The 24,172-nt window shown below is 40.2% G+C and carries 18 protein-coding genes; 8 read left to right on the top strand and 10 right to left on the bottom strand.

Going from position 1 to position 24,172, the window contains the following annotated elements:
* The first annotated feature begins 5 nt into the window (after nt 1-5).
* The 6 genes from K429_RS29440 (at nt 6) to K429_RS0110590 (ending at nt 8,739) form a co-directional block, all read left to right on the top strand.
* The gene (locus K429_RS29440) at nt 6-2,564 is read left to right on the top strand and encodes a caspase family protein (RefSeq protein ID WP_052340648.1); all 2,559 of its coding nucleotides are present in this window, start codon (nt 6-8) and stop codon (nt 2,562-2,564) included.
* A gap of 79 nt (nt 2,565-2,643) precedes the next feature.
* Nucleotides 2,644-3,423 (top strand): carboxypeptidase-like regulatory domain-containing protein, encoded by a 780-nt coding sequence (locus K429_RS29435; protein ID WP_026366896.1) that lies wholly within the window; start codon nt 2,644-2,646, stop codon nt 3,421-3,423.
* A gap of 17 nt (nt 3,424-3,440) precedes the next feature.
* On the top strand, nt 3,441-4,598 hold the full coding sequence (locus tag K429_RS0110605; protein WP_081750866.1) for a fimbrillin family protein: 1,158 nt from the start codon (nt 3,441-3,443) through the stop codon (nt 4,596-4,598).
* Nucleotides 4,599-4,611: 13 nt separating this feature from the next.
* On the top strand, nt 4,612-6,066 hold the full coding sequence (locus K429_RS29430) for a fimbrillin family protein (RefSeq protein WP_081679772.1): 1,455 nt from the start codon (nt 4,612-4,614) through the stop codon (nt 6,064-6,066).
* Between the two features lie 19 nt (nt 6,067-6,085).
* Nucleotides 6,086-7,669: a fimbrillin family protein gene (locus K429_RS0110595; RefSeq protein ID WP_081750865.1), complete on the top strand. Its 1,584-nt coding sequence runs from the start codon at nt 6,086-6,088 to the stop codon at nt 7,667-7,669.
* 197 nt (nt 7,670-7,866) lie between these two features.
* Nucleotides 7,867-8,739, top strand: coding sequence for a DUF4384 domain-containing protein (locus tag K429_RS0110590; RefSeq protein ID WP_026366892.1), 873 nt, complete (start codon nt 7,867-7,869; stop codon nt 8,737-8,739).
* 41 nt (nt 8,740-8,780) lie between these two features.
* Here K429_RS0110590 and K429_RS0110585 read toward each other — a convergent pair whose 3' ends face one another.
* The 4 genes from K429_RS0110585 to K429_RS0110570 all read right to left on the bottom strand — a co-directional run bounded on the left by K429_RS0110585 (nt 8,781) and on the right by K429_RS0110570 (nt 13,711).
* Nucleotides 8,781-9,290, bottom strand: coding sequence for a flavin reductase family protein (locus K429_RS0110585; RefSeq protein ID WP_022393189.1), 510 nt, complete (start codon nt 9,288-9,290; stop codon nt 8,781-8,783).
* A 22-nt stretch (nt 9,291-9,312) separates the two neighbouring features.
* The gene (locus K429_RS0110580; protein ID WP_026366891.1) at nt 9,313-10,587 is read right to left on the bottom strand and encodes an ATP-binding protein; all 1,275 of its coding nucleotides are present in this window, start codon (nt 10,585-10,587) and stop codon (nt 9,313-9,315) included.
* A gap of 251 nt (nt 10,588-10,838) precedes the next feature.
* Nucleotides 10,839-11,612, bottom strand: coding sequence for a radical SAM protein (locus tag K429_RS0110575; protein WP_026366890.1), 774 nt, complete (start codon nt 11,610-11,612; stop codon nt 10,839-10,841).
* Nucleotides 11,613-11,704: 92 nt separating this feature from the next.
* Complete coding sequence (locus K429_RS0110570) at nt 11,705-13,711, bottom strand: helix-hairpin-helix domain-containing protein (RefSeq protein WP_026366889.1); 2,007 nt, start codon at nt 13,709-13,711, stop codon at nt 11,705-11,707.
* Nucleotides 13,712-13,819: 108 nt separating this feature from the next.
* On the opposite strand from K429_RS0110570, the gene K429_RS0110565 reads away from it, so the two are divergent.
* Nucleotides 13,820-14,419, top strand: a complete 600-nt coding sequence (locus K429_RS0110565) for a DUF4294 domain-containing protein (RefSeq protein WP_026366888.1) — start codon at nt 13,820-13,822, stop codon at nt 14,417-14,419.
* 12 nt (nt 14,420-14,431) lie between these two features.
* Here K429_RS0110565 and K429_RS0110560 read toward each other — a convergent pair whose 3' ends face one another.
* Both K429_RS0110560 and K429_RS0110555 read right to left on the bottom strand, forming a co-directional pair.
* Nucleotides 14,432-15,259: an alpha/beta hydrolase gene (locus K429_RS0110560; protein ID WP_026366887.1), complete on the bottom strand. Its 828-nt coding sequence runs from the start codon at nt 15,257-15,259 to the stop codon at nt 14,432-14,434.
* 189 nt (nt 15,260-15,448) lie between these two features.
* Entirely contained in the window at nt 15,449-15,976 is a 528-nt protein-coding gene (locus tag K429_RS0110555) for an RNA methyltransferase (protein ID WP_007211408.1), read from the bottom strand.
* A gap of 516 nt (nt 15,977-16,492) precedes the next feature.
* Here K429_RS0110555 and nadA point away from each other — a divergent pair.
* Nucleotides 16,493-17,530, top strand: coding sequence for a quinolinate synthase NadA (nadA, locus tag K429_RS0110550; RefSeq protein WP_255347647.1), 1,038 nt, complete (start codon nt 16,493-16,495; stop codon nt 17,528-17,530).
* Between the two features lie 32 nt (nt 17,531-17,562).
* On the opposite strand, the gene K429_RS0110545 is transcribed toward nadA, so the two are convergent.
* The 4 genes from K429_RS0110545 to leuS form a co-directional block, all read right to left on the bottom strand.
* Entirely contained in the window at nt 17,563-19,596 is a 2,034-nt protein-coding gene (locus K429_RS0110545) for a two-component regulator propeller domain-containing protein (RefSeq protein WP_026366886.1), read from the bottom strand.
* Between the two features lie 65 nt (nt 19,597-19,661).
* Nucleotides 19,662-20,246, bottom strand: a complete 585-nt coding sequence (locus K429_RS0110540) for a non-canonical purine NTP diphosphatase (RefSeq protein ID WP_007661159.1) — start codon at nt 20,244-20,246, stop codon at nt 19,662-19,664.
* A gap of 14 nt (nt 20,247-20,260) precedes the next feature.
* Nucleotides 20,261-21,163, bottom strand: a complete 903-nt coding sequence (locus tag K429_RS0110535) for a YitT family protein (RefSeq protein WP_044096613.1) — start codon at nt 21,161-21,163, stop codon at nt 20,261-20,263.
* 115 nt (nt 21,164-21,278) lie between these two features.
* A complete protein-coding gene (leuS, locus tag K429_RS0110530; protein ID WP_026366884.1) occupies nt 21,279-24,116 on the bottom strand; it encodes a leucine--tRNA ligase in 2,838 nt (945 codons plus the stop codon).
* Between the last annotated feature and the right edge of the window lie 56 nt (nt 24,117-24,172).

Below are 24,172 nucleotides of genomic sequence, written 5' to 3'. Positions count from 1 at the left end.
ATACAATGAAAAAGCAGTTATTAATAGTCGGTTTATGGGTCTGTTCCGGAATGCTTTGTCAGCCGGTACAGGCACAGTCCGTTGATAAAGCAAATGAGGAATACAAGACGTTTGTCCGACTGAATAATGAAAATGGAGACAAAGGTACTCTTTATTCAACTTTATATAGCTGTTACAAAGAGTATGTAGCCGTATTGAGTTCCTTAAAGTCTGGTAATCCGTCTTATGATCAGGCAAAGAGTGCATTGCGGGACATTTATCCGTATTTACAACAAGGAGCCATCTATAACTCACAAAAAGGTAGCCAACAAAATGCATTATTGCTGGCACAAGCCTATATTGACGTACCGTTGATGGAGGCTTTCAGAACAGAAACCTTTCCTAAAGACAACTATTACCCGACAATGGTCTACTTTGCAGCATCAGGCACCTTCAACATAAAGGACTATGAAAAAGCTATTGTTTATTTTCAGGAATACCTGAGAACAGGAGAACAGAAAAACCGGAAAGACGTGTTCACTTACATGGCAAAAGCATGTACAAATATCAAGAACTATGCATTAGCCAAAACAGTGCTCGACGAAGCAGTGAACAATTATCCTTCGGATTTCAATCTTTTATCCATGGGAATCAACTGTTGCATAGACCTCAAAGACAATGAGGGATTACAGAAGTATGTTTCCAAGGCATTGGCAATAAAGCCCGATGACACTACTCTACTCAATATTCAGGGAAAATTGTACGAAGACACGCAGGAATACCAGAAAGCGCTACAAACATACACCATCTTACGAAATGCGAACCCACGCAGCCTGGAAATCTACAAACATCTCGGATTGAATTATTATAATCTAGGTGTGCTGTTCAACAACAAAAGTGCCATGGAGAAAAATCCATCGGCAGCCAAGAAGCTAAGCAAGCAATCCGAAGAATACTTTTCCGCCGCTGTATCCATTTTCAAAGATGTTCTAAGTTCAGATCCTACTTCCTTGAAATATATGGAAGCATTGGCCACCGCTTATTATTGCTTAGGCAAAACAAGCGATCTGAACAGCTTGAACAATAAGATATCTTCTCTGGGTGGAAATGCCGTATCAGCCTCATCCATACCTTCATTAATGGCTTTCTCTGATGATAATAAATCTGTCCCGGCATCTGCAACCGCAACGAACTACAACACGCAACTTTTTGCCACTCCCTCAACAAATGCTGAGGAAATACCCGAATATCCTAAATTTGCCCAAAGCTATGTGGAAGAAAAGATAAAAGCTTGGCAGGCCAAAGATCCCTATGAAACCGTAGACGAATATAAGGCACGCGTGACAGAGGCTACGCGGGATACTAAAGTGAAAGAGTTGCTGGCAGAAGCCGAAAAGAAATATATCAGCACCTATACGCAAGGTATCCGCTTCAGCGATATGCAACTGAAACCCTATGATGCTGACAATCGGGCTTTCCTGATAGAGTCAAAATTCGGTGAACTGATTGTACCCGTTCCGCGTGAAAATAATGAAGCGCGGATTTTCGAGAGTAGTTGGAAAGGTATGCAGTTCAAGGAACCTCAGTTTTGTATCAACAACGGACAGCTGGCACTGGCAAGTCTGACTTTTGTAACACCTACCGGCAATACTTACCGATATGATAATAAAGAGGCTGTAAACTATGCGGCAACTACGGTAGATGTACGTTTTGATGCTATAGATTATGGTTCGCTGGCACAGGCAGGTACTTCGGAAACTCCTGTTTCAAGAGTACAGAAAAATGAAATCAAAGTAGGAAGTTCGGATGTGGATATCAACATACCGGAAGTACGCACCAATAATGATAAGACTTTTGCTGTAATCATTTCGAATGAAAACTACACTATGGTTTCTAAAGTACCGATGGCTTTGAACGATGGAGAAACTTTCAGCCGTTATTGCGAAAAGACATTAGGAATGCCTAAGGATAATATTCGTTTTTATCCGGATGCCTCTTACGGAACCATGCTACGTGCCATGCGCGACATCAAGGATATATCCAACGCATACTCCGGACAAATCAAGGTGATATTCTATTATGCCGGACATGGTATTCCCAACGAAGCCACCAAAGATGCGTTTCTGCTCCCCATAGATGCCGACGGTCAGCAGACTGAAGGCTGTTATTCTCTTAATAAACTTTATAGCGAATTGGGTGGATTGAATGCCAATTATGTAGTTGTATTTCTGGATGCCTGTTTTAGTGGTGCCCAGCGTGACGGAGGTATGCTTGCTTCAGCCCGTGGCGTAGCACTAAAAGCCAAACAGGAAGATCCGAAAGGTAATATGGTTATTTTCAGTGCTGCTTCCGGTGACGAGACTGCTTTCCCTTATAAAGACAAAGGACATGGACTTTTCACTTATTTCCTGCTGAAGAAATTACAGGAAAGTAAAGGAAATGCAACTTTGAAAGACTTGGGTGATTATCTGACGGAGAAAGTAAAGCAGCAGTCAGTGGTAGTAAATCGCAAGGTGCAGACTCCTACCGTGTCTCCTTCTGCAACGCTGAGCAGCAGCTGGAAAGAGTTGAAGTTGAAACCATAACAAGGATCTTTCAAAATGGCAAATCACCTGCAAAGTTTGAATAAATCAATGAACATATAAACTTTAAATAAAAAAACAAATGAAGAAATTACTATTACTGGGCTTCTTCCTCTTGCTGGGCAGCCTCTACCTGTCTGCACAGAACACGGTGAGCGGAACTGTTACAGATAAGAAAGGTAACCCTATCCCAGGAGCTAAAGTTGAAATCAAGGGAGGCACTGAATCGACTATCACAGAGCTGGATGGTACGTTTACGCTGGAAACAAAAATACCTGCACAGAAGGTGAAAGTCTATTATGTGGGTATGCAGTCGAAGGAGCAGAAGGTAAAACCGAATATGCTTATAAAAATGTCTGACAGCAACTGGTGGCGGGAAAAACCCGATAAATACCAGTGGCTGATAGGCGCGCAGACAGCCTTACCTGATTGTGAAGATATTAAACCTTCTTTTGGTTTGATGCTGGGAAGAGTGAAAAAGATTGGTTGGTATGTGAAAGGGGTATATAGTAAAGTACCTGATACGGACGGTTCAATGGAAGCGGAAGACTACTATGCTCATTGGCTGACAGGCAAAATAAAGCAAAGTTATTGGAATGCAACAGCTGGTTTTATCGCCCGTTTATGGAGTCCTGTTCATGTATATGTAGGTGCAGGCTACTCTAATCGCAAAGTCGCCTGGGAAACATTCGACGGAAGTTATGTGAAGTATGAACCAGACTGCTATTACGGAGCTGTCATTGAGTGTGGTCTTATGCTGAAAGTAAAGAAGTTCTTCATCAATGGAGGCGTAATGCTGAATAATGATTCAAACAACTTCAAAGATCGTGTAGGAAACTTTGGTATCGGTATGTACTTTTAATTTATAAACAGGAAAATATGAAAAAAATACAATCTATATTAGTAATAGCATTGGGAGTATGTGCAATGCTGACCAGTTGTCAGGAATTGGATACTCCCATCAATAATATCCCTACAATAGAAACGGGAGAGGCAACAGAGATTACAGCAACCAGCGCCCTTCTTTCATTCAAATCAGAAAATGGAAAAGCTGATTGCTCGCTCGTATATATTCTTTCTACCTCACCCGATATGAATGATGTTTGGGAGAGCGAAAGCAATTACATAAAGGACCTGATACCTAATACTACTTATTATTATATGGCTGCACTCCGTAGCACTACGGATGGTAAGAATAATGAAGTATGCGGAGAGGTGAAATCTTTCACAACACTCAGTTCTATCCGACTGATTTCCGTAACCTCCACTTCATGGGATGGTAGTCAGGAAGAATACAATCCTGATATGTTGGGGACTTATCTCTTTTATACAGCCTCTCCCTCCATTTATCAAGGACATGGAAATATGTACGTGGAGAAAAACGTTATCGACGGAAAAATAGGTTGGAAGCTTCCTCAAGAAATCTTTCCTGCAAGTAGTAACTTAAAAATGTGCGCTTACTTTCCTTATCAAAAAGGAAATTCTGAAGAATATATGATTCCTTTTGGAACCTATAAATATGATGAAGATGTATTATGGGGTACAAGCGACACATTGAACGAACAGACACCGGATGCCTCTATTCAGATGCAACATACTATGGCACGTGTAATATTTTCCATAACAGGTACAGCCAATGTACTGGAAACTACGATTATCACAGACTTTATGCTAGCCAATCGAAATGAAGCAAGCGGAATACCTACTTACGGATACCTGAACATTTATACAGGTAACTTCGAAAATTTCACTTATGAGTTACCCATAACACGTTCAACTAATTTTCATCCGACTGATGTAGCAAAAGACATTGAAGTTTTGATGTTCCCCGCCGAATTTAGCAATGAAGCTGCTTTATTGACTCTGAAGACTGAAAACGGGCATGAATTATCTGTGAATCTTCCTCAAGCCCGCTGGGAAGCAGGACACCAATATACTTATCCAATCACTTACGATGAAGCACATATTACTATCAGTGATGTAGTTGTAGAAGACTGGAATAACAATAAGGGTGGAGATATAACAATTAACGACTAAAAAATAAAAGATAATGAAAAATATTCAAGCTATATTTTACCTAGCAACAATGATAGGTGGGGTACTGTCCGTTGCGTCTTGTAATAATGAAAATGAAACTATAACTGCCAGCAAACAAGTGCCATTGGAGATACAGACAGGCAGCGTACAGACTACTCGTAGCATCATTGAAGGAAGCACGCTACCAGAAGAATGTCAATATGGTATCTTTGCCATGTATGGTAAAGAAAGAGAGGTCATTGACGGTGGAATGAATGTTTGCGTCAATTATTCCAAAGGGGTAAGTACTCTTAATAAAAGTGTGTATCTACCTACGAATGTTGACGTCCCTGTATATGCATACTATCCATATAACGCTAACTATTCAAACATTGAATATCTCTTGGAAATGCCGGTCGATGTTACTACTCAGACGGACTACCTATATGGTTATAGTGCCGACAATGATTTCAAGCTGACGTATGTCAAAGATACTCAGCCTAAGGCAACTATATACTTCAAACATGCTATGGCACGTGTGACTATGAGAATTAAAAAGGCAACGGATAATGAGAATACTTATAAATTCCCTTATATCAACCTCCTGAATGTAGATAAAAGTGCTTATTTAAATATTTTAGATGGTGGCACCATTCTTGATCCTACAGGAACCGCCAATCTTACTGCCAAACCTTCTGATTATGTACTTGAAAATTCTGACAATGAAATTGTTGCCGATTTCCTTGTTATTCCGGGAAATACAGAAGGGAAAAAAGTTCTACTGAATATGAGTGACGATATAAGCAGTTTTGAGAACGGGCTTTCCGCAGCCGTACCGGTGACGAACTGGCAGGCGGGACAGCAATATACGTATACAGTGACGATAAAGAAAGGGAACCTTGAAGTTAGTCAGGCAGAAATTACACAGTGGAAGAATAATGAACAAGGAGGACTGAATGTAGGAGATGGAAACTATGCAATAGCCGAAGCTATTGATTTAGGATTAAGCGTGAAATGGGCAAGCTGGAACATGGGTGCCTCTTCTCCTGAAGGATATGGTGATTATTACATTTGGGGAGATCCGACAGGTGAAATGACTTCCGCCAAATTTACGAATAATCCTCCTAGTAATATTTCTGGAACAAAGTACGACATAGCCAAAGCTAAATGGCAAGGACAATGGCGTCTGCCAACACGCAGTGAATTTCTGGAATTAATAAATAAATGCACATGGAGCTGGACCACTATAGGCACAATAAAAGGTTATCAAGTAACAGCAGAGAACGGTAATAGTATATTTATACCGGCAGCCAGCCAACCGTCTGTCTCTATATTTGGCGAGAGTGGTTATTATATGTCTGGTTCTTACGAACCAGGATACGGTGTAATGGAATTGTGGATAAGAGAAGACGGTCACTCGTTAGCTACGGATGGAGATGAAAATAAAGGTCTCTCTGAAGGATATACCGTCCGCCCCGTAATGGAATGATAATATTAAAAGAAATAATATGAAAAATATATGTTTATTACTATTGTGCGCAGGAGCAATGGTTATTTCATCTTGTACAGATAATGGAGAAATAGAACAAACTTCCGGGAGCAATCTTTTGCAAATATCAACGGAAATCACTACTCGTTCAGTATTAGAATCGTCGTCTTTCAGTACGGGCGATGAAATAGGAGTTTTTGTTTCAAACAGCACCGGTAAGGAATATGCAGACGGTACTTCTAATATTAAAGCTACTTTCAATAAGCAATGGCAAATGGACAAGCCTGTTAGTTTAACCGAATCGCCAGCAACCGTCTATGCCTATTATCCTTATTGCAATAATAGTATTGAAGAAAACTATCCTTATATCTCAGGAGATTTTCTCTATTTTGATTTGAGACAAAACGGAGATAAAGGGCAAATAGATTATTTATTCGGCCAAGCGGAAGGAGTAGCCGATATAAACTCTCCAAATGCCAATATCCACTTCCGACATGTTTTGTCGCGTTTAACATTTATCATTAAGCGTGCAACTTCGGATCAAGGACAAGGCCTGCTTAGTAGCGTCGCTTTACGTTCTCCATCAAATAATCTTTTTTATATGGGTTACATCTATCTGAAAGATGGAGTGGCCAAAGATTCCGGCTACAATTATCATAGAGGTGCTATCAAAATAAATACAAACCTGACTCTCAATTCCGAGACCGAACAAAAGGTAGATATGTTAGTAATACCCAGAACCTTAAGCAATGCAGGTGAACTTACATTAGAACTTACCATAGATGGAAAACCTTATATAATAAACATGCCCGCAACAACGTGGGAGGCAGGACAGCAATACACTTATCCGATTACAATCAGCAGAACCGACGCGCATATCATAGCGACACCGGCCAAAGTAGGTGATTATTATTACAGTGACGGTTCCTGGTCAACAGAATATGATGCCAATAGAACCTGTATAGGTACTGTTTTCGCTTTAAGTGAAGAAAAAGACGGTGATATCAATGTATCTTTATCAGAGTCTATGCATGGCAGAATCGCCGCTCTGCAAGATTTAACGGCAACATATCGATGGGCGGACAATACAAGTACCGATGTGGAAGGAATTCCCAATTTCTATCTTGCAGATGGAAAACAGGATGGAGGATATCTACCCATAAACGGCATAGAAGGAGAATCTGTTGCCACCCCTCAACTCCCTTATGGTGCATATATATGGCCTGTTGAAAAAAGTAATCAATATGCATTGACTGATTATGCAGGCAGAAGTCATTCTTCCTTTATAGAAAAAGAATATTATCCCGCAGGATACGCCTGTTTTAGCATTATGTCGGAAGGGCTTAATAATAATGAACAAGGATTTTGGTATTTACCTGCTATTGGAGAATTGGCAAGACTTGCTACCGCTTGTAATGCCAATCTATTAGACCCAACAGGAGATAGTCCTTTCAAAATATTAGGAGATGATTACTATTGGTCTTCTACCGAAGGAGAAAAAGCTGAAGCCTACGCTTGGTGTTACTACGGAAAATATAAAGGGATACTACAGTATCAGGTAAAAGATGCAACTTATAAAGTTCGTCCCATTGCTTCTTTCTAACATTCCCAATTTTCAGATACTCAGTCAAGCAGACTTACAATCTGCTTGTTCTTAGTATCAAACAAACTAAAAGAATCAGATACTCATGCTTAAATATCTTTAATAACGAGAAATACCAGCTGAAAATCCCGGATAAAAATTATACATCAATGTATAATAGATTCAGATAAAAATGAAAAAATAATATCTATAAGCCTATGTGCAAACTTATCCTCTCCTTCCTCATACTCATATTCTCCACTACCGCATTTGCCCAAAAAGTAAAAAACGTTTGTGGAGAATATACATTCTATGCACCCGAAAACGTATCGCTAAGCGAAGCAAAGCGCATTGCACTGGAACGTGCTAAACTGCAAGCCCTTGCCGATGAGTTTGGAACTGTGATTTCGCAAGTGAATACCAGTGTGGTTAAAGATGATAACGGAAAAGCGGACAGCCACTTCTTTTCACTTAGCGGCACGGAAGTGAAAGGAGAATGGATTGAAGATAAAGGCGAACCCAAATACACTTACGACACTGATAAGGAAAACGGAACATTAGTTGTCACCTGCTCTATTTGTGGTAAAGCCAGAGAAATTATAAGTGCACAGATTGAATTTATGGCCAAAGTATTAAGAAACGGAATTGAAGCCCAAAATGAAAGTGAAATATTTCGCAGTGGAGATGATATGTTCCTTTCATTTCAATCTCCTACAGATGGTTTTATCGCCGTATATCTGATAGACGAAACACCTACTGCTTACTGTTTGCTTCCTTATAGAAAGGATGGTGACGGACAACAACCGGTAAAGCATGGAGAAAAATACATATTCTTTTCTCCCAAATACGACGTCAATCATCCCGATATAGTAGACGAATATACTCTAACTTGCAACAAAGAAGAAGAACATAACCAAATTTATGTCATCTTCTCACCTAAACCTTTTACTAAAGCACTAGATAATCAGGTGAAAGAAACCATTCCACGCGAACTTGATTACGAAGCATTTACCAAATGGCTGGGAAATTGTAGAAAAAGAGACAAGCAAATGGGAGTTGTGATAAAGAACATTAATATAAAAGGGGAATGAAAAAGAATTCCATTCCCCTGATCCTTCTATTTAAAAGACATTTATTCTCTCATCCATGCTCCGGTAATCTCTGCCACATAAATATGATGCAAACCGCCATGAGCGCCACCATACCATTGCTTACAAACACTTGGATCGATGAAACAATCTTCTTTCATTACATCCGTATAAAGCTTGCGGCATTCCAGACTGAGACGTCCTTGTTCAAAAAGAATATTTCCTTTTTCAGTAATGACCGGTTTCAGTCCCGTCTCTTTTACCTTGTCTACTTCCCTACCCGACTTGCTTCCACATATCTTATGGATAGCTCTGTTCTCTTCTCCCAGGAAAGAGAGCGTGAAGTATTCACTCTTCTCAATAAACTCAAACGTGTAACGTTCCGGACGGATAAAGACATAGACCACCGGTTTGTTCCATAGGAAGCCTATACCGCCCCAACTGGCAGTCATCGTATTGAAATGATCTTTATTACCTGCCGTCACCAGCATCCATTCTTTACCGATAACTTCAAAGAAGTTCTCTGAAAGGTCCTTAATTGCAATAGGTTTCATTGTATACATATTATAAAATTATTCACTTTAATATTTCTGATAAATTCCATGCTTGTACATGACGTATACCTTCTCTTGAAGGAAATTGAACTTCATCCATTGAAACAACATACTTCTCATAACTATCAGCAATTGATAATAAAGAAGCATATTCACGCTCCATTGTTTCTTCCGTTTCCATCATGTAAGCAACCTGAATATAAATAATACGGTCGTCTTTCATAGCCACAAAATCGACCTCTTTATCACGAATAGTACCCACATAAACTTGAAAACCAAACCTGCGAAGCTCGATATATACCGCATTTTCCAACAAATATCCTACACCGTATGCAAAGCCCGGATATAAAAAGTTCTTAAATGCCAAATCATTCAGATAATATTTGCAATTACCCGCCAGAACTTCTTTTCCTTTAATGTTGTAACGCTCTGTTTTATAAGCCAAAAAGGCTTCTTCTATATAACTTAAGTAATTCGATAACGTATCGTATGATACTTTACGGTTCTTTGATTTAAAGAAATTGATTACATTCTGAATCGAAAATAAATTAGATACATTATTCACCAAATAAATAAAAACATCATCCAGAAGCCTGACATCACGAACAGGTTTACGTTTCACTATATCACGCAATAATACGGTATCTTTGACAGAAGCAACATATTGCTTCTGAGATTCAGTATCAGGCAAATTATATAATTCCGGTAACCCTCCACGTTGTAAATAAGATAAATAAGAGGAACGTCCTCCCACCGTATCCGCCACTTGAATATATTCCATATAATTATATGGAAAAATATGAAATTCAACGTAACGACCGGAAAGCAAAGTGGCCAGTTCACTGGAAAGCATCCTTGAGTTTGAACCGCTGATAAACAACTCACATTCTTCCACAAAATCCTGAGAATGAGAATTGACAAATAGTTCCCAACCATCTACATTTTGTATTTCATCGAAGAATAAATAAACTTTTCCTTGAGGATTAAGTTTTTCACGATAAAGTTGATATAGCTTTTCTAATTCCTGATAATTGTCTATGAAATCAAATTCCAAATATTCCTTATTGATATACAGAATATTATTAGGGTGAACACCTAAGTCAGAAATCAAACCGGAAGCTATTTGCCTCAAAATATAGCTTTTGCCGGAACGACGTTGACCTACAAGTACTTTTACCAATTTATTCCCCACAAAAGCATGAATCTTATTAATGTAAGATGTACGTAGTAACCCTAATTTATAGGAATTTCCATTCCAAAGATTATACTTTTCCAGTGCACTCCATTTATCGTCCATAGCTTAAGTTTTTCACAAAAATAAGAATAGTTTCGATTATAATCGAAAATTCATATATTTTTATTAGAAAATTCATATATAATCGAAACCACTCAGTTGCTTTACTATGCTCTTATCACTCCATTATTTCCCGTTTGTAGGATCTATATACCCAACGTATTGGATATATAGATGGGACGCGCTGGATATATAGATCGGACACATTGGATATATAGACCCAATACGTTGGATATATAGATCCTGTAAACCGATTAATAAGAGACACTTACCAATATTCCTGCTTCTTTAATTAAAGCGGCAATGCGATCCAGTTCCTCATGAGTAGCCTTACACAAATCATGGTCAGGCGTTTCACGATCAATAGTATAAATCATCACCTGACGGGGTTTTATCTCTTTCACAACCTCCAGCCACGGAAGAACGTACTTATCCGAAGTATTATCCACGTCTTTCCCCTGATAACTGCCTTTCATGAACATGGTCTGAATAATGCAGTTGCCTTGAAAAGCTTTCATATGTTCTACGATTTCGCCTACAGAATAATGCCCTGTAGGCCGATCCACAGTATGAATATAATCCTCGTCTACTGTATCGAGTTTCAATATGTTGTTATCTATCTTATTCAGCGCATCAAACACTGCAGGGCGGTGAATAAAAGTGGAATTACTCAATACACTGACTTTGGCATTCGGGAAATACTTATCACGAAGCATCAACGTATCTTCTATGATTTCAGGGAAATGCGGATGAGCTGTAGGTTCACCGTTTCCGGCAAAGGTCAATACATCCGGTTGAGGTCCATTCCGTTGCATATCCTGCAATCTGGCTTCAAGGGCATTGCGGACCTCTTCGCGGGTAGGCAATGCTTTCTTGGGACGATGGTCTGCATTGAAACCGCATTCACAATAAATGCAGTCGAATGAACACACCTTACCATCTTCCGGCAATAAGTTAATCCCTAAGGATACTCCCAAACGGCGGGAATGAACAGGACCGAAAATGGGAGATGGATAAATTACAGTCATTTTATTTACGATTTGACAATTGACGATTCAAATTACTGAATTACTGTAAAAACCGGATACAGTATTTTCAGCGTTTATAACGGCAAAGTTAACTAAATCTTTATACGAAGCTGCATTTGTAAGTCGGCTTTTTTGTTTCCTTGTATCAGGTCGTTACCCGAACCAATATTCTCACGGTCTTCGTAGATAGTCTGTCCGAATTTAACAAGGAACATAAAAACTTTGTTCACATCATACCGGGCACAGGCAGAAAAGCGAAATCCTTGTCCATAAAACGAAGGTGTATAGAAGGTATAAAGCAAACCTTTTTCGGAAGCATAAATACGGGAGTCGTAATCATCCGTATGGAAATAAGTGCCCTGCACAGATATCTTTATGGGAAAAGAAAAAGCATACGAGCAGGATTGTGTAAACTGATATCCCTGGCTTCCCTCCTGCCCCCGGGAATGAAAATGATTATAATCCACCGTTGTTCGTAACTGTAGATAATCCGGTGAATAAGTCAGTCGGTAACGAAGGCGGTGCTGGTAAGTAGGAAGGATAACTTTTCCATCCGTCCCCGCTACATCTCTCTCTTTTCGCTTATAGCGATAGTTAACATACATAGATAAGTTTCGCTTAGGAGAATAGATTGACTGAAACATGCCATCCACACCTTGCGACGGTTTACTGATGCGGTATTTCCACCAGGGAAAAGAAAATAAATCCAGCGAAGCGAAGAATTTCCAATGTGCCAAAGGCGATGCTTCGGCAGCCAGATACCAGCCATTTTCATTTTGCGGCGTACTACTTTCACCAAACGAACGTGCAAACATTGCCCAATAATCATGACTATAATATCTATGAACAATCAGCAGTTGATAACCAGTTAATATATTATATTTCAATTGGTTTAGTAGTGAATAACCTTGTTTGCCCATAGCTGCTTCACCTGTCAGAGTAAATCGATTCCAGCGATATTTATAATCTACACCCACATTATGAAAGTAATTCCCTTGCAAATTATACTTGGCATAGGTTCTTAACACCGGTTGATAACTACGGTTGAAAAAGTAGTAAATGCCTGTCATTCCTACTTTTAGATTGTTCTTTTCATAGGTAATATTTCCACCCAGCAACTGTAAAGTGAAAGCATTTACTTTATCCGCTTCCTTCTCCGTACGATGCAATCCGGTTTTATAAATAGAGGTAATTTCATTCCCTTCTATGACTCCATCCATAGAACGATGTGAATAAAAACCGGATAGTTGAAGTGCAGGGATAACCTCCACTGTTGCCGCAGCACCCCTGAAATAATTATATTCATCCGTTGAACTGTGCTTCCGGATGCCACCGCTACGGTTATCCACCGTTGAAAGAGAATAAGTTTTCCCTAAACGGAAATCAGTGCTGACTACTAAGCCTTGCCCAAAACTTAATCTGTAATTTCCCAATGCCAACGTTTTCAACTTACCCAGATTACGAAGCAGAAAGTAAATAGAATAATAATCATATCCTTTTTCATTATGCAGGGCAAAGAAAGGTTCTCCTGCATCCTTTTCGGCCGTAATTCCCATTTGAAGATAGTCTCCGTAGCGATACCCATATCTTAGAGAGTGGTACATTGCAGGCCCCAGATAATTCTTCTGATAACCTTTACGGGTATAGAAAGGTACATCCAGCCGGGTTAATACCTCCTGTTTACCATATTTCAACAGACTTTTCAACCGGGGAAAACCTATCTTTTCGGGCACAGGATGTACACAAACAAAAGGGAGAAGCAGGTCGATGGTATGCTTATCCACCTCTTCCACCAATTGCAGTTCATAAATGGTTTGCATCTGCCCGTGTATATACACATAAGCCAAGATATTTTCAATCTGAATATCCGAAAGAAAAGGAAATTGCTCTAATTCACGTTTAGTAGTAACATTGATATTAACAGGTTCCTGCAGGCGATTGGATAGCTCTTCAAGTTCATCTTCCCAGTTCTTTTCTTCTTCACCCATAGAGAGTTGCTCTATATTCTCTTCCCACAAGGACACATTTGTATTTTGAGCTTCAAGTACAGGAGTCATCAGCAGCATACTCAGAAAAACTCCCAACTTGAGTAATTTCATTCGTGTAAATAAGTTTAATTGTCGCGAAATTACCATAAATAAGTTAACACGACAAGGAAAACATCGACAATCGGACCAAATATGAAGATAAACACTTAATTTTGTGGCATGAACGCACGACTGAACATATTCATCATCGTAGTCTTCCTTCTGTTCGTAACTTCCCTATGCCAGGCACAGGAAACGAAAACCGAAGGATACCTGGTTCCTATGTGCGTTTACGAAGGAGATACTATCCCGTATATAAAGATACCCACCGTTTACATATTCAAACCTCTCAAATTCAAGAACAAGAAACAGTTGAATGAATATAACCGACTGGTATATAACGTAAAGAAGGTATTGCCTATCTCCAAAGAAATCAACCGTGCAGTTATTGAAACCTACGAATATATGATGACTTTACCCGATGAAAAGAGCCGTCAGAAACACATGAAAGCAGTAGAGAAAAGTCTGAAAGAACAATATACTCCACGCATGAAAAAGCTTTCTTTCTCTCAGGGAAAGTTATTAATCAAGTTAGTGGATCGCCAAACCAATTCCACGGGTTACGAACTGGTAAAAGCCTTCATGGGACCTTTTAAAGCAGGTTTCTATCAGACTTTCGCCGCACTGTTCGGTGCCAGTCTGAAAAAACAATATGATCCCACTGGAGATGATGCGCTTACCGAACGGGTTATTCTGTTAGTAGAAAGCGGACAGCTTTAAAATAGAAGTATCCTACTCCTTATTTATGTAATTTTTCAATCCCAACAACCCCCTGTAATAACCTTCAAAAATCGTATGACTGTGTTTTTCTATATTCAAAGAATCATAGTTCAAAACAATCTTCGGACAAGCGGATAAGATCTTTATTGCCTCCTCTGTGGCAGGCTTAAATGACTCTTCTATTTTATCCTTCTTTCCGCTTGCCAGATACATATAAAGTTGATTATCCTCTTTGTACTCTTTAGTAAATTCTGAAAGTTTATCAATCATCATCTTCTTGCTATACATATAGTTAGGAGATACAGACAGAATACATTGAAACAAACCGGGATTGCTGAGTAAAGCATACGTCACAAACGTGCCCCCTAACGAATGTCCTACCAGTATATTCCGCGAACTCGTATTATATCTGCTCTTTATAAAAGGAATAATTTCCTTTTCCAGAGATAACAATAAAGAATCCCCCTTTCCAGGATCATCATACCCCTTTACCGATTCTTCATCCGTATAAGGAGGAGTTAATTCACTCTGCCTGTTAGGATTCGAAATACCAACGATTATACAGGGAACACCCGGATACAACAATTCAAAGGTGGAACAAAACAAATTGAAAGTAGGCGGATATTGAGCGTCGAATACATAGATAGTCAACAATGAATCACTCTTCAACATAGCATCTACCCCACTCCGATATACTTGTAGTTCGCGTGGATCATCGAAATATTCAGAGTCATAAATATACCTGTCGCCCAATGGTTGCAATGAATAAAAGTCTGCTTGCGCTTTACCATTCCAGCTATGGAAAATACAGAATAAAAGAATTAATAAAACTTTTTTCATAGTTTGAACCCTCCTGTTGATATGATGTTAAGAACATTGTTAGTAATGAAAAACAGTCATTATAGAAAACCATGTATTTCAAATACTTATCTATGTTGAAAACTTCTATGAACCATTGTTCATTTCTCTATTGATAAGGACATGATAACCACTGTTTGAACAGGGTTCAAACAACTTATCAACACCTTGTTATTTCAGTTTCTTGAATAAATCCCAGATAACGATACCGGCAGTTACAGATACGTTCAATGAGTGTTTCGTACCATATTGGGGTATCTCAATACATCCGTCGGAATGGTCAATAACTTCCTGCTGAACTCCTTTCACCTCATTGCCCATAACTACTGCATACTTTTTAGTACGGTCTAAAGACAGCTCATCCAGCATGATACTGCCTTCCGCCTGCTCTACGGAATAAACAGTATATCCTTCCTTTTTAAGGTTATCAACAGCTTCAACACAGTTATCAACATACTTCCAGTCGACAGTGAATTCAGCACCTAAAGCTGTTTTATGCATCTCAGGATGGGGCGGAGTAGCTGTAATGCCACACAGGTAGATACATTCCACCCGGAAAGCATCCGAAGTACGAAATACAGAACCAATGTTATGAAGACTGCGGATATTATCCAATACCACCACCAAGGGCAGTTTCTCAGCTTCCTTAAACTCCTCTATACTAATACGATTCAGTTCTGTTATTTTCAGTTTACGCATGACAACTATACTCTTTAAATGGCTTTTATTAATAGATTGATTTACAAAGACTTGTTTAACACAAGTGTTTTATTTGTACCACACTTGTGTTTCATTTATATAACACAAGCATTACAGACAAGCCACACAAGTGTAGAACGAACAGCGTACTTATACGCTATCTTCTTATTCCTGTTGCAAAGATACTTCTTTCCGTTCACATCCCTGTTAATAACCGTTGAAAAGCTGTCAAAAGAGTAGGGAAAGAAATTCAAAAATAATTCTTGCAATATTCAAAACAACGTATATGCACCCACCAGAATGAACATTCCAAAAAAGTTAAGAGAAACTTTCCGAGGTTATATAAACACATTTTTCAGTCCTATTACACCGGTTTATAACCATAAAGTTATTAACTTTGCACTTTATCAACAAGGTGTTGAAAGAGTTTTATAGATGGCTTATTATCAAGAGATATACCTTTTATTTGCCCGTTGATAACGTACGGATAAAGTTTTATCTCATACTAATAACTTCATAGACAAGAAAAATCGTATTTACTTGTCGACACTATTAACAGCCTATCATCACTATCAAAGGATTTTTAAATTAGAAAGAGAAATAAAAAATATAATTATGAATAATCTCATAGAAGCTATCAAGCAACTTAAAAAAGAGAAGAACGCGATTATTCTGGGGCACTATTACCAGAAGGGGGAAATACAGGATATAGCCGATTACGTCGGCGATAGTCTGGCATTGGCTCAATGGGCAGCCAAAACGGAAGCGGATATCATTGTGATGTGCGGTGTTCACTTTATGGGTGAAACGGCCAAGGTGCTTTGTCCGAATAAGAAAGTGCTGGTTCCTGATATGGCAGCCGGTTGTTCGTTGGCGGACAGTTGTCCGGCGGACAAGTTCAGTCAGTTTGTCAAAGAGCATCCCGGATATACGGTGATATCTTACGTGAATACGACAGCCGCCGTGAAAGCAGTGACGGATGTTGTGGTAACTTCTACCAATGCGAAGCAGATCGTGGAAAGTTTCCCAAAAGATGAGAAAATAATCTTTGGTCCTGACAGAAACTTGGGGAATTATATTAACTCTATCACGGGGCGCAATATGTTATTATGGGACGGCGCATGCCATGTACACGAACAATTCTCGGTTGAAAAGATTGTTGAATTAAAGGCGCAGCATCCCGATGCAGTGGTCTTGGCACATCCCGAATGTAAGAGTGTAGTTTTGAAGTTGGCTGATGTGGTAGGTTCAACCGCAGCATTGCTGAAGTATGCAGTGAATCATCCCGAGAAAGAGTATATTGTTGCTACCGAATCTGGCATCCTCCATGAGATGCAGAAGAAATGTCCGCAAACGACGTTTATTCCGGCTCCTCCTAACGATAGTACCTGTGCCTGCAATGAATGTAGCTTCATGAGATTAAATACGCTGGAAAAGCTTTATAATTGCTTGAAAGACGAATCTCCGGAAATAACAGTAGATCCTGAAATTGCTGAGAAAGCAGTGAAGCCTATCAAGAGGATGCTGGAGATTTCGGCAAAACTGGGGCTTTGATAAAGTGGTAGGGTGATATCACTTTATCACCCTTATTCTCCTCTTATAAATGCAATTTTCGTAACAATCCCCTCTTTTCCTTCACTGTCTGCGGCAAGTACCATATATATTCCTGTGGCCACTCTCCTACCTTGTTTATTTCTTCCGTCCCAGGTGAATTGCCCTCCCAGGGAAGTACCTTGGTAAATAAGATGTCCGGCAGTATCCACAATCTTCACATCACTGTCGTAAACCATTCCCGTGACAGTAATCACTCCGCTGTAGTCCGGACGTACCGGATTAGGATAAGCACGTACATTACTCTCTTTAAAGCTATTTTCAGCCTCTGTAGCGTCACTTTGGTAAGAAACGAGCCCCTTGCCTGTTCCGATGAAGACTTCGCCGGTACGGGGATGTATGGCAATAGATACGATGCTATTGGAAAGCAGCGGACTGTTTTCTTCCGTAAAGTGATGAATCGTTTCCATTCCATCCGCACTTATCAGGTAAATTCCATTGGATGCTGTACCTATCCACTTTCTGTTGGCACCATCTATTGCAATGGCATTAATCGCTTCGTTCACCAGTAAGAAATCAGCCAACCCGCTGTCGTCATTGCGCGGAACTTTAATCTGTGTACAATAGAAATTATCATTGAAATAGCGGGAAGGATTATTCAGTACCAAAGGACCTCTGTTAGTACCGATCCAGATGACTCCCTCTTTATCCTCGGCAATGCAATAAACTGCCAGCTGTTCTAAAAGGGCTCCGTCCTGATTTGTGAACCGGGTAATAAACTTGTGTTGGTCGTCCGAAGTATCTGCTATAGTACCGTTATAATTCAGGCAGAACAATCCTCCCGACTCTATACGTGAAGAAGTGGCCCACAGCCAACCTTTTTTATCAAAGATAGTCCGCCCGAAATTACTTGCCTTTACTATTTCCGGATAATGAAGACTTGCCCAGTCACCATTTTTCATCAATACACTCACTGCATGTTGTGTCTCGCAACTCACCATCCAAAGGTTATTTTCTTTGTCATAAATCAGTCCGTTCACACGTACATAACTATCTGCCCAAGGTTCATTAGGTACAGCACTTTCCAACGGACTGTTATGCATACTATACCAGTTTATGAACTTCCCATCTTTAAATTCGTAAATCCCTTCTCCTGCCGATGCAGCAAAATGATGAGCAACGTCTTTAGGATCCTGCACAATACAGTTTATATCATCGTATCGATGTTTGGTTTGTTCACTGATGCCTTCTTCCTGAAAACTGTTCCAGGTATTATTTTCAAAGGTCATAATGGTTCCGGGCCTGTCAAGTCTGTTGGCTATATGTCCTCCTCCGGTAATCAGCAATCGTTCTCCGGCAAAATTCATATAATACGGATAGTTCCGTACAGGACTATTCGGAGTAATGTTTTCGGGCACTTCTCCTTTCAAAGGAATATCGTGGTATTGCGAGAGGAATTCAGAGGTATCATCCGACACTTTCTTCCAGTTCTTAATATCCAGTAGATTATCTGTCAATAACCCTGCAAACAATCCTTCGGAAGTAGCGGCATAAAGATGATTATCCGATACATTGCATGCCAGAACGTTTTTATTCAGAGGATAGTAATTGCTGATTTCCCGCTTTTTCAGATTGATACAAAGAATACCCGATGCAGTGGATAAATACGTGTATTCCTTGTAAAAACAAGCGTGGTTGACCGTCTTATCCTGCGTCATATTCTTGTTTTTATAATCGGGAAGGTTATAGATATCCTCCTCATTCACCAACAGGTCTATATTCGCATTGGAATAAATAATGACCAATGATTTATAGGCTGACTGGTAAGCAATATAAGATATTTCCGTATCGCTTAGCGGAAAGGATTTTGAATAAGTTCGTATGCTGGTATCTTCTTTATCATAAGCATATAAATCACCATTGGCAAGGATGAAGAGTTTACTTCCAATGACTTCACTGCGGGTAGGATTATGATAAGAAAGGTAAGTTTGCCACTCTCCTATCGCGTTTTGCGAATAGGCAGGCAGAAGATAGATTAAGCAGAGAAGAAATATATATTGAAATCTCATAAAATCAGAGTTATATTAGTTTGTAAGCAACACACTTACAAACTAATAACTCTATATTTACGGGTTTATTGTATGCTATTAAGGAATTTGCAAAGTTTGTTTGTAGCTATGGCACGGTGGCTGATTTTGTTTTTCAGTTCGTTGCCCATCTCTGCAAAAGTCTGCGTATATCCTTCGGGAACAAATATAGGATCATATCCGAAACCTGAGTTTCCTCTTCTGGTTTTGATGATTTCTCCTTTGATTACACCTTCGAACAAATGCTCTTTTCCGTCGATAATCAGTGCAAATGCAGTGCGGAATTGCGCTTTCCGGTTCTCTATTCCTTCCATGGCATGCAGCAGTTTTAGCATATTTGCTTCTGCATTATGTCCGTCTCCGGCATAGCGTGCCGAGTAAACTCCCGGTTCTCCATTCAAAGCTTCTACTTCCAGACCGGTATCATCGGCAAAACAATCCATCTGGTAGTTTTCATAAATGTACTGTGCTTTCAGTAAAGCGTTTCCTTCCAAAGTATCGGCAGTTTCAGGTATGTCCGTATGGCAATGAATGTCTTTCAGACTAAGAAGTTCTATTCTGTTACCTAAAATAGCGGTTACTTCTTCCAATTTGTGTGCATTGTTTGTGGCAAATACGAATTTATGTTTCATATGTTGATTGGTTCTTATTTCACTTTCAGTCGGTCAAAACCTTCTCCATAGACTCCGATAACGGAACTTTGAGAGATAAATGCGTTTGGGTCAATGTCTTTCACCAAACGGAAAATATCAATTGACTGGCGCTTATAAGCTAATACAACGAGTACTTTTACATTGTGTTTACTGTACCATCCTATACCGTCCAGAACGGTTACGCCGCGGTGTGTCTCTTTCGTTATGCGGTCGGCAATCTTTTCATAATCTTTGGAGAAGATGAAAAATTGTACGGACTGGCGGGCACTGTTGACTATATAGTCTAATACAAAACCGATAACAAACAAAGTTACAAAACCAAATATCACGCGTTTCCAGTCATGAAACACAAAGTAACAGGAACTGATTATCACAAAATCGCAAAGCATAACCATACGTCCCAGTGTGACGTCTTTATACTTATGTATGATAGCGGCGATAATATCCGTTCCTCCCGTACTTCCATTGCAATTGAATACGATTCCAAGGCCTGCACCGCACATGACGGCACCTATTATACAAGCCATGAAATCCTGTCCCGGTCCCAGTATAAGCGGTGGCGTATTGTCGGGACCATTCACAAGCATTTGGAAAAACCATAAAAAGAATGTCAGCCCGAAGATGGCGAACGTGGTTTTAATACTGAATTTAGGACCCAGTATTTTAATGGCAAATGTCATTAAGACAGCATTGATGATGAAGTATGACCATTGGATAGGAAAGTCCGTGGCGTAATAGATGATTGCACCGATACCCGTAGTTCCTCCTGTCGTTATCTGATAAGGAATCAGAAACAACGCCCATCCCAAGGCATAACTGATAAGACCGACAGTGATGAAGATATAGTCTCGCAACTCTCTCATCATTTCGGCTTTGGTTGGTTTTGTGATTTGCATATTAATCAGTTACAAGATATTAACTACGAGTTACAAGTTACGAGCTACAAGGGAGCGAGTCAAGTTACCTTTTTTCTCTCTACTTGTAGCTTATAGCCCGTAGCTCGTAACTAATTTATTTAATAACAATGTTTACGATCTTCTTCGGGACGACAATCACTTTCACTACTGATTTGCCTTCCATCCATTTAGCCGAACGTTCATCTGCCAATACGGTGCTTTGAATGGCTTCTGATGTTTCGTCAGCAGGGAATTCCATATTGAAGCGTGCCTTACCATTGAAAGATATGGTGTAGTTGATTGTATCTTCCACCAAGTATTCTTCGTTGTAAGCAGGCCACTTGGCATCGCAAACTGAGTCTGCATGGCCCAGTGTATCCCACAACTCTTCACATACGTGCGGAGCGAAAGGAGCCAATACAATAACCAGTTGATTCAATATTTCTTTTTTGCTGCATTTCAGACTGAATAACTCGTTTACGCAGATCATGAAAGCACTGACGGAAGTATTGTAAGAGAACTGTTCAATATCACCCGTTACTTTCTTAATCAGTTTATGCAAAGATTTCAGTTCTTCCTTGGTTGCAGGTTCATCCGTCACTATATAACTGCCGTTACGGTCGTAGAACAGTGACCAGAACTTCTTGATGAAGCGGTATACACCGTCGATACCGTTCGTATCCCAAGGCTTGGATTGCTCTACCGGACCGAGGAACATCTCGTACATACGCAATGTATCCGCACCGTATTTCTCAACAATCATATCGGGATTAACGACGTTGAACATGGATTTACTCATTTTCTCCACAGCCCAGCCGCAGATGTATTTACCATTTTCCAGGATAAACTCAGCGTTGGCAAATTCAGGACGCCATGCTTTGAAAGCTTCAAGATCCAGAATATCATTGGATACGATATTTACATCCACATGGAGTGGGGTAGTGTCGTACTGATCCTTCAGATTCAGAGAAACGAACCTATTGCTGTCTTTGATACGGTAAACGAAGTTACTCCGTCCCTGTATCATACCTTGATTAACCAACTTCTGGAACGGTTCTTCCACGATAGACACTCCTACATCGTGCAGGAATTTGTTCCAGAAACGTGAATAAATCAAGTGTCCCGTAGCATGTTCCGTACCACCTACATAGAGGTCGACGCTTCTCCAGTATTCATCTATTTTTTTATCAACCAATGCTTTGTTGTTATGCGGGTCCATATAGCGCAGATAGTAAGCGCTGGAACCTGCAAAGCCCGGCATGGTATTCAGTTCAAGAGGGAATACGGTGACGTTATCTATCTTTTCATTCTCTACCACACATTTGTTTACAGTGTCCCAAGCCCATTTGGTAGCGTGTCCCAACGGTGGTTCTCCGGTTTCGGTAGGAAGGAATTTGGCAACTTCCGGCAATTCAAGCGGCAAACTACTTTCGTCGATCATATAAGGCATTCCATCCTTGTAGTAAACCGGGAACGGTTCGCCCCAGTAGCGCTGGCGGGAGAAGATAGCGTCACGAAGACGATAATTCACCTTTACGCGTCCCAGATTATGTTCTTTTACGTAGTTCTTGGTCTTTTCGATAGCTTCTTTGATGGTCAGTCCGTTCAATGTAAGATCACAGTAAGGAGTTACATCAGGTCTCGGAGAGTTGCAAACGATACCTTCTTTGGCATCAAAGCTTTCTTCGCTGACATCACAACCTTCTACCAATGGACGGATCTCCAATCCGAAATGTTTGGCGAAAGCATAGTCACGGCTATCGTGTGCAGGTACAGCCATGATGGCACCTGTACCATAACCGGCAAGTACATAGTCGCTAACCCATATGGGCACTGCCTCACCTGTGAAAGGATTAATAGCATAGCTACCTAAAGGTTCACCCGTTACACTGCGATCTGTAATACGATCACGTTCAGTCCGTTTCTTAGTCCGTTCCAAATAGGCATCTACTTTGGCTTTTTGTTCGGGAGTAGTCAACTGAGCTACCAATTCGCTTTCCGGTGCCAACACCATGAAAGTAACACCGAACATCGTATCTGCACGGGTCGTGAAGATGGTAAATTCCAGATCGCTGTCTTTTACTTTGAACTGTACTTCAGCACCTTCGCTGCGACCGATCCAGTTTCTTTGAGTTTCTTTCAGAGAATCTGTCCAGTCGATGGTATCCAGTCCGTCCAACAAGCGTTGTGAATAGGCGGAAACGCGAAGACACCATTGACGCATCTTCTTCTGAACTACGGGGAAACCTCCGCGTTCGGATACACCGTCTATCACTTCATCGTTGGCCAGAACCGTACCCAATTGGGCACACCAGTTTACCATCGTTTCACCCAGATAAGCGATGCGATAGTTCATCAGGATTTCCTGTTTTTCTTTTTCGCTCTTGGCTTTCCATTCTTCGGCAGTGAAGCTGAGTTCTTCGCCACAAGCCACATTCATGCCGTTGGTACCTATTTGTTCGAAGGCCTGTATCAGTTCTTCGATAGGGCGAGCCTGTTTCTCATCATTGCAATAATAGCTGTTGAACATCTTCTGGAATGCCCATTGAGTCCAATGATAATATTCCGGTTCGCAGGTACGGATTTCGCGGCTCCAGTCAAAACAGAAACCTATCTTATCCAACTGCTCACGGTAACGGTCAATATTGTTGATCGTAGTAATTGCAGGATGTTGTCCCGTTTGTATAGCATATTGTTCAGCGGGAAGTCCGTAAGCATCATATCCCATGGGATTTAGTACATTGAAGCCCTGCAGTCGTTTGTAACGAGCATAAATGTCCGAAGCAATGTATCCCAGCGGGTGTCCTACGTGTAGGCCCGCACCGGAGGGGTAGGGGAACATGTTTAGTACATAGTACTTCTGCTTCGTCTCATCTTCCTTCACTTGGTAGGTTTTCTCTTCTACCCACCTTTTCTGCCACTTCTTTTCAATCTCCCTGAAATTGTACTCCATAATGGTTTTCTTTCGTTATTTTATGGTTGATACTTAGTTATATACTTTATTAAACG

This window comes from Bacteroides sp. 14(A), assembly GCF_000526555.1.
In the GTDB taxonomy this organism is placed as follows: domain Bacteria; phylum Bacteroidota; class Bacteroidia; order Bacteroidales; family Bacteroidaceae; genus Bacteroides; species Bacteroides cellulosilyticus.
The sequence above is the reverse complement of the archived record's forward strand: the minus strand, read 5'-3'. Positions and strand labels throughout refer to the sequence as shown.

Bases quoted from the DNA above. Each gene is read 5' to 3' on its own strand.
- K429_RS29440 (WP_052340648.1), top strand. From the start codon at position 6: ATGAAAAAGCAGTTATTAATAGTCGGTTTATGGGTCTGTTCCGGAATG.
- K429_RS29435 (WP_026366896.1), top strand. From the start codon at position 2,644: ATGAAGAAATTACTATTACTGGGCTTCTTCCTCTTGCTGGGCAGCCTC.
- K429_RS0110605 (WP_081750866.1), top strand. From the start codon at position 3,441: ATGAAAAAAATACAATCTATATTAGTAATAGCATTGGGAGTATGTGCA.
- K429_RS29430 (WP_081679772.1), top strand. From the start codon at position 4,612: ATGAAAAATATTCAAGCTATATTTTACCTAGCAACAATGATAGGTGGG.
- K429_RS0110595 (WP_081750865.1), top strand. From the start codon at position 6,086: ATGAAAAATATATGTTTATTACTATTGTGCGCAGGAGCAATGGTTATT.
- K429_RS0110590 (WP_026366892.1), top strand. From the start codon at position 7,867: ATGTGCAAACTTATCCTCTCCTTCCTCATACTCATATTCTCCACTACC.
- K429_RS0110585 (WP_022393189.1), bottom strand. From the start codon at position 9,290: ATGAAACCTATTGCAATTAAGGACCTTTCAGAGAACTTCTTTGAAGTT.
- K429_RS0110580 (WP_026366891.1), bottom strand. From the start codon at position 10,587: ATGGACGATAAATGGAGTGCACTGGAAAAGTATAATCTTTGGAATGGA.
- K429_RS0110575 (WP_026366890.1), bottom strand. From the start codon at position 11,612: ATGACTGTAATTTATCCATCTCCCATTTTCGGTCCTGTTCATTCCCGC.
- K429_RS0110570 (WP_026366889.1), bottom strand. From the start codon at position 13,711: ATGAAATTACTCAAGTTGGGAGTTTTTCTGAGTATGCTGCTGATGACT.
- K429_RS0110565 (WP_026366888.1), top strand. From the start codon at position 13,820: ATGAACGCACGACTGAACATATTCATCATCGTAGTCTTCCTTCTGTTC.
- K429_RS0110560 (WP_026366887.1), bottom strand. From the start codon at position 15,259: ATGAAAAAAGTTTTATTAATTCTTTTATTCTGTATTTTCCATAGCTGG.
- K429_RS0110555 (WP_007211408.1), bottom strand. From the start codon at position 15,976: ATGCGTAAACTGAAAATAACAGAACTGAATCGTATTAGTATAGAGGAG.
- K429_RS0110545 (WP_026366886.1), bottom strand. From the start codon at position 19,596: ATGAGATTTCAATATATATTTCTTCTCTGCTTAATCTATCTTCTGCCT.
- K429_RS0110540 (WP_007661159.1), bottom strand. From the start codon at position 20,246: ATGAAACATAAATTCGTATTTGCCACAAACAATGCACACAAATTGGAA.
- K429_RS0110535 (WP_044096613.1), bottom strand. From the start codon at position 21,163: ATGCAAATCACAAAACCAACCAAAGCCGAAATGATGAGAGAGTTGCGA.
- leuS (WP_026366884.1), bottom strand. From the start codon at position 24,116: ATGGAGTACAATTTCAGGGAGATTGAAAAGAAGTGGCAGAAAAGGTGG.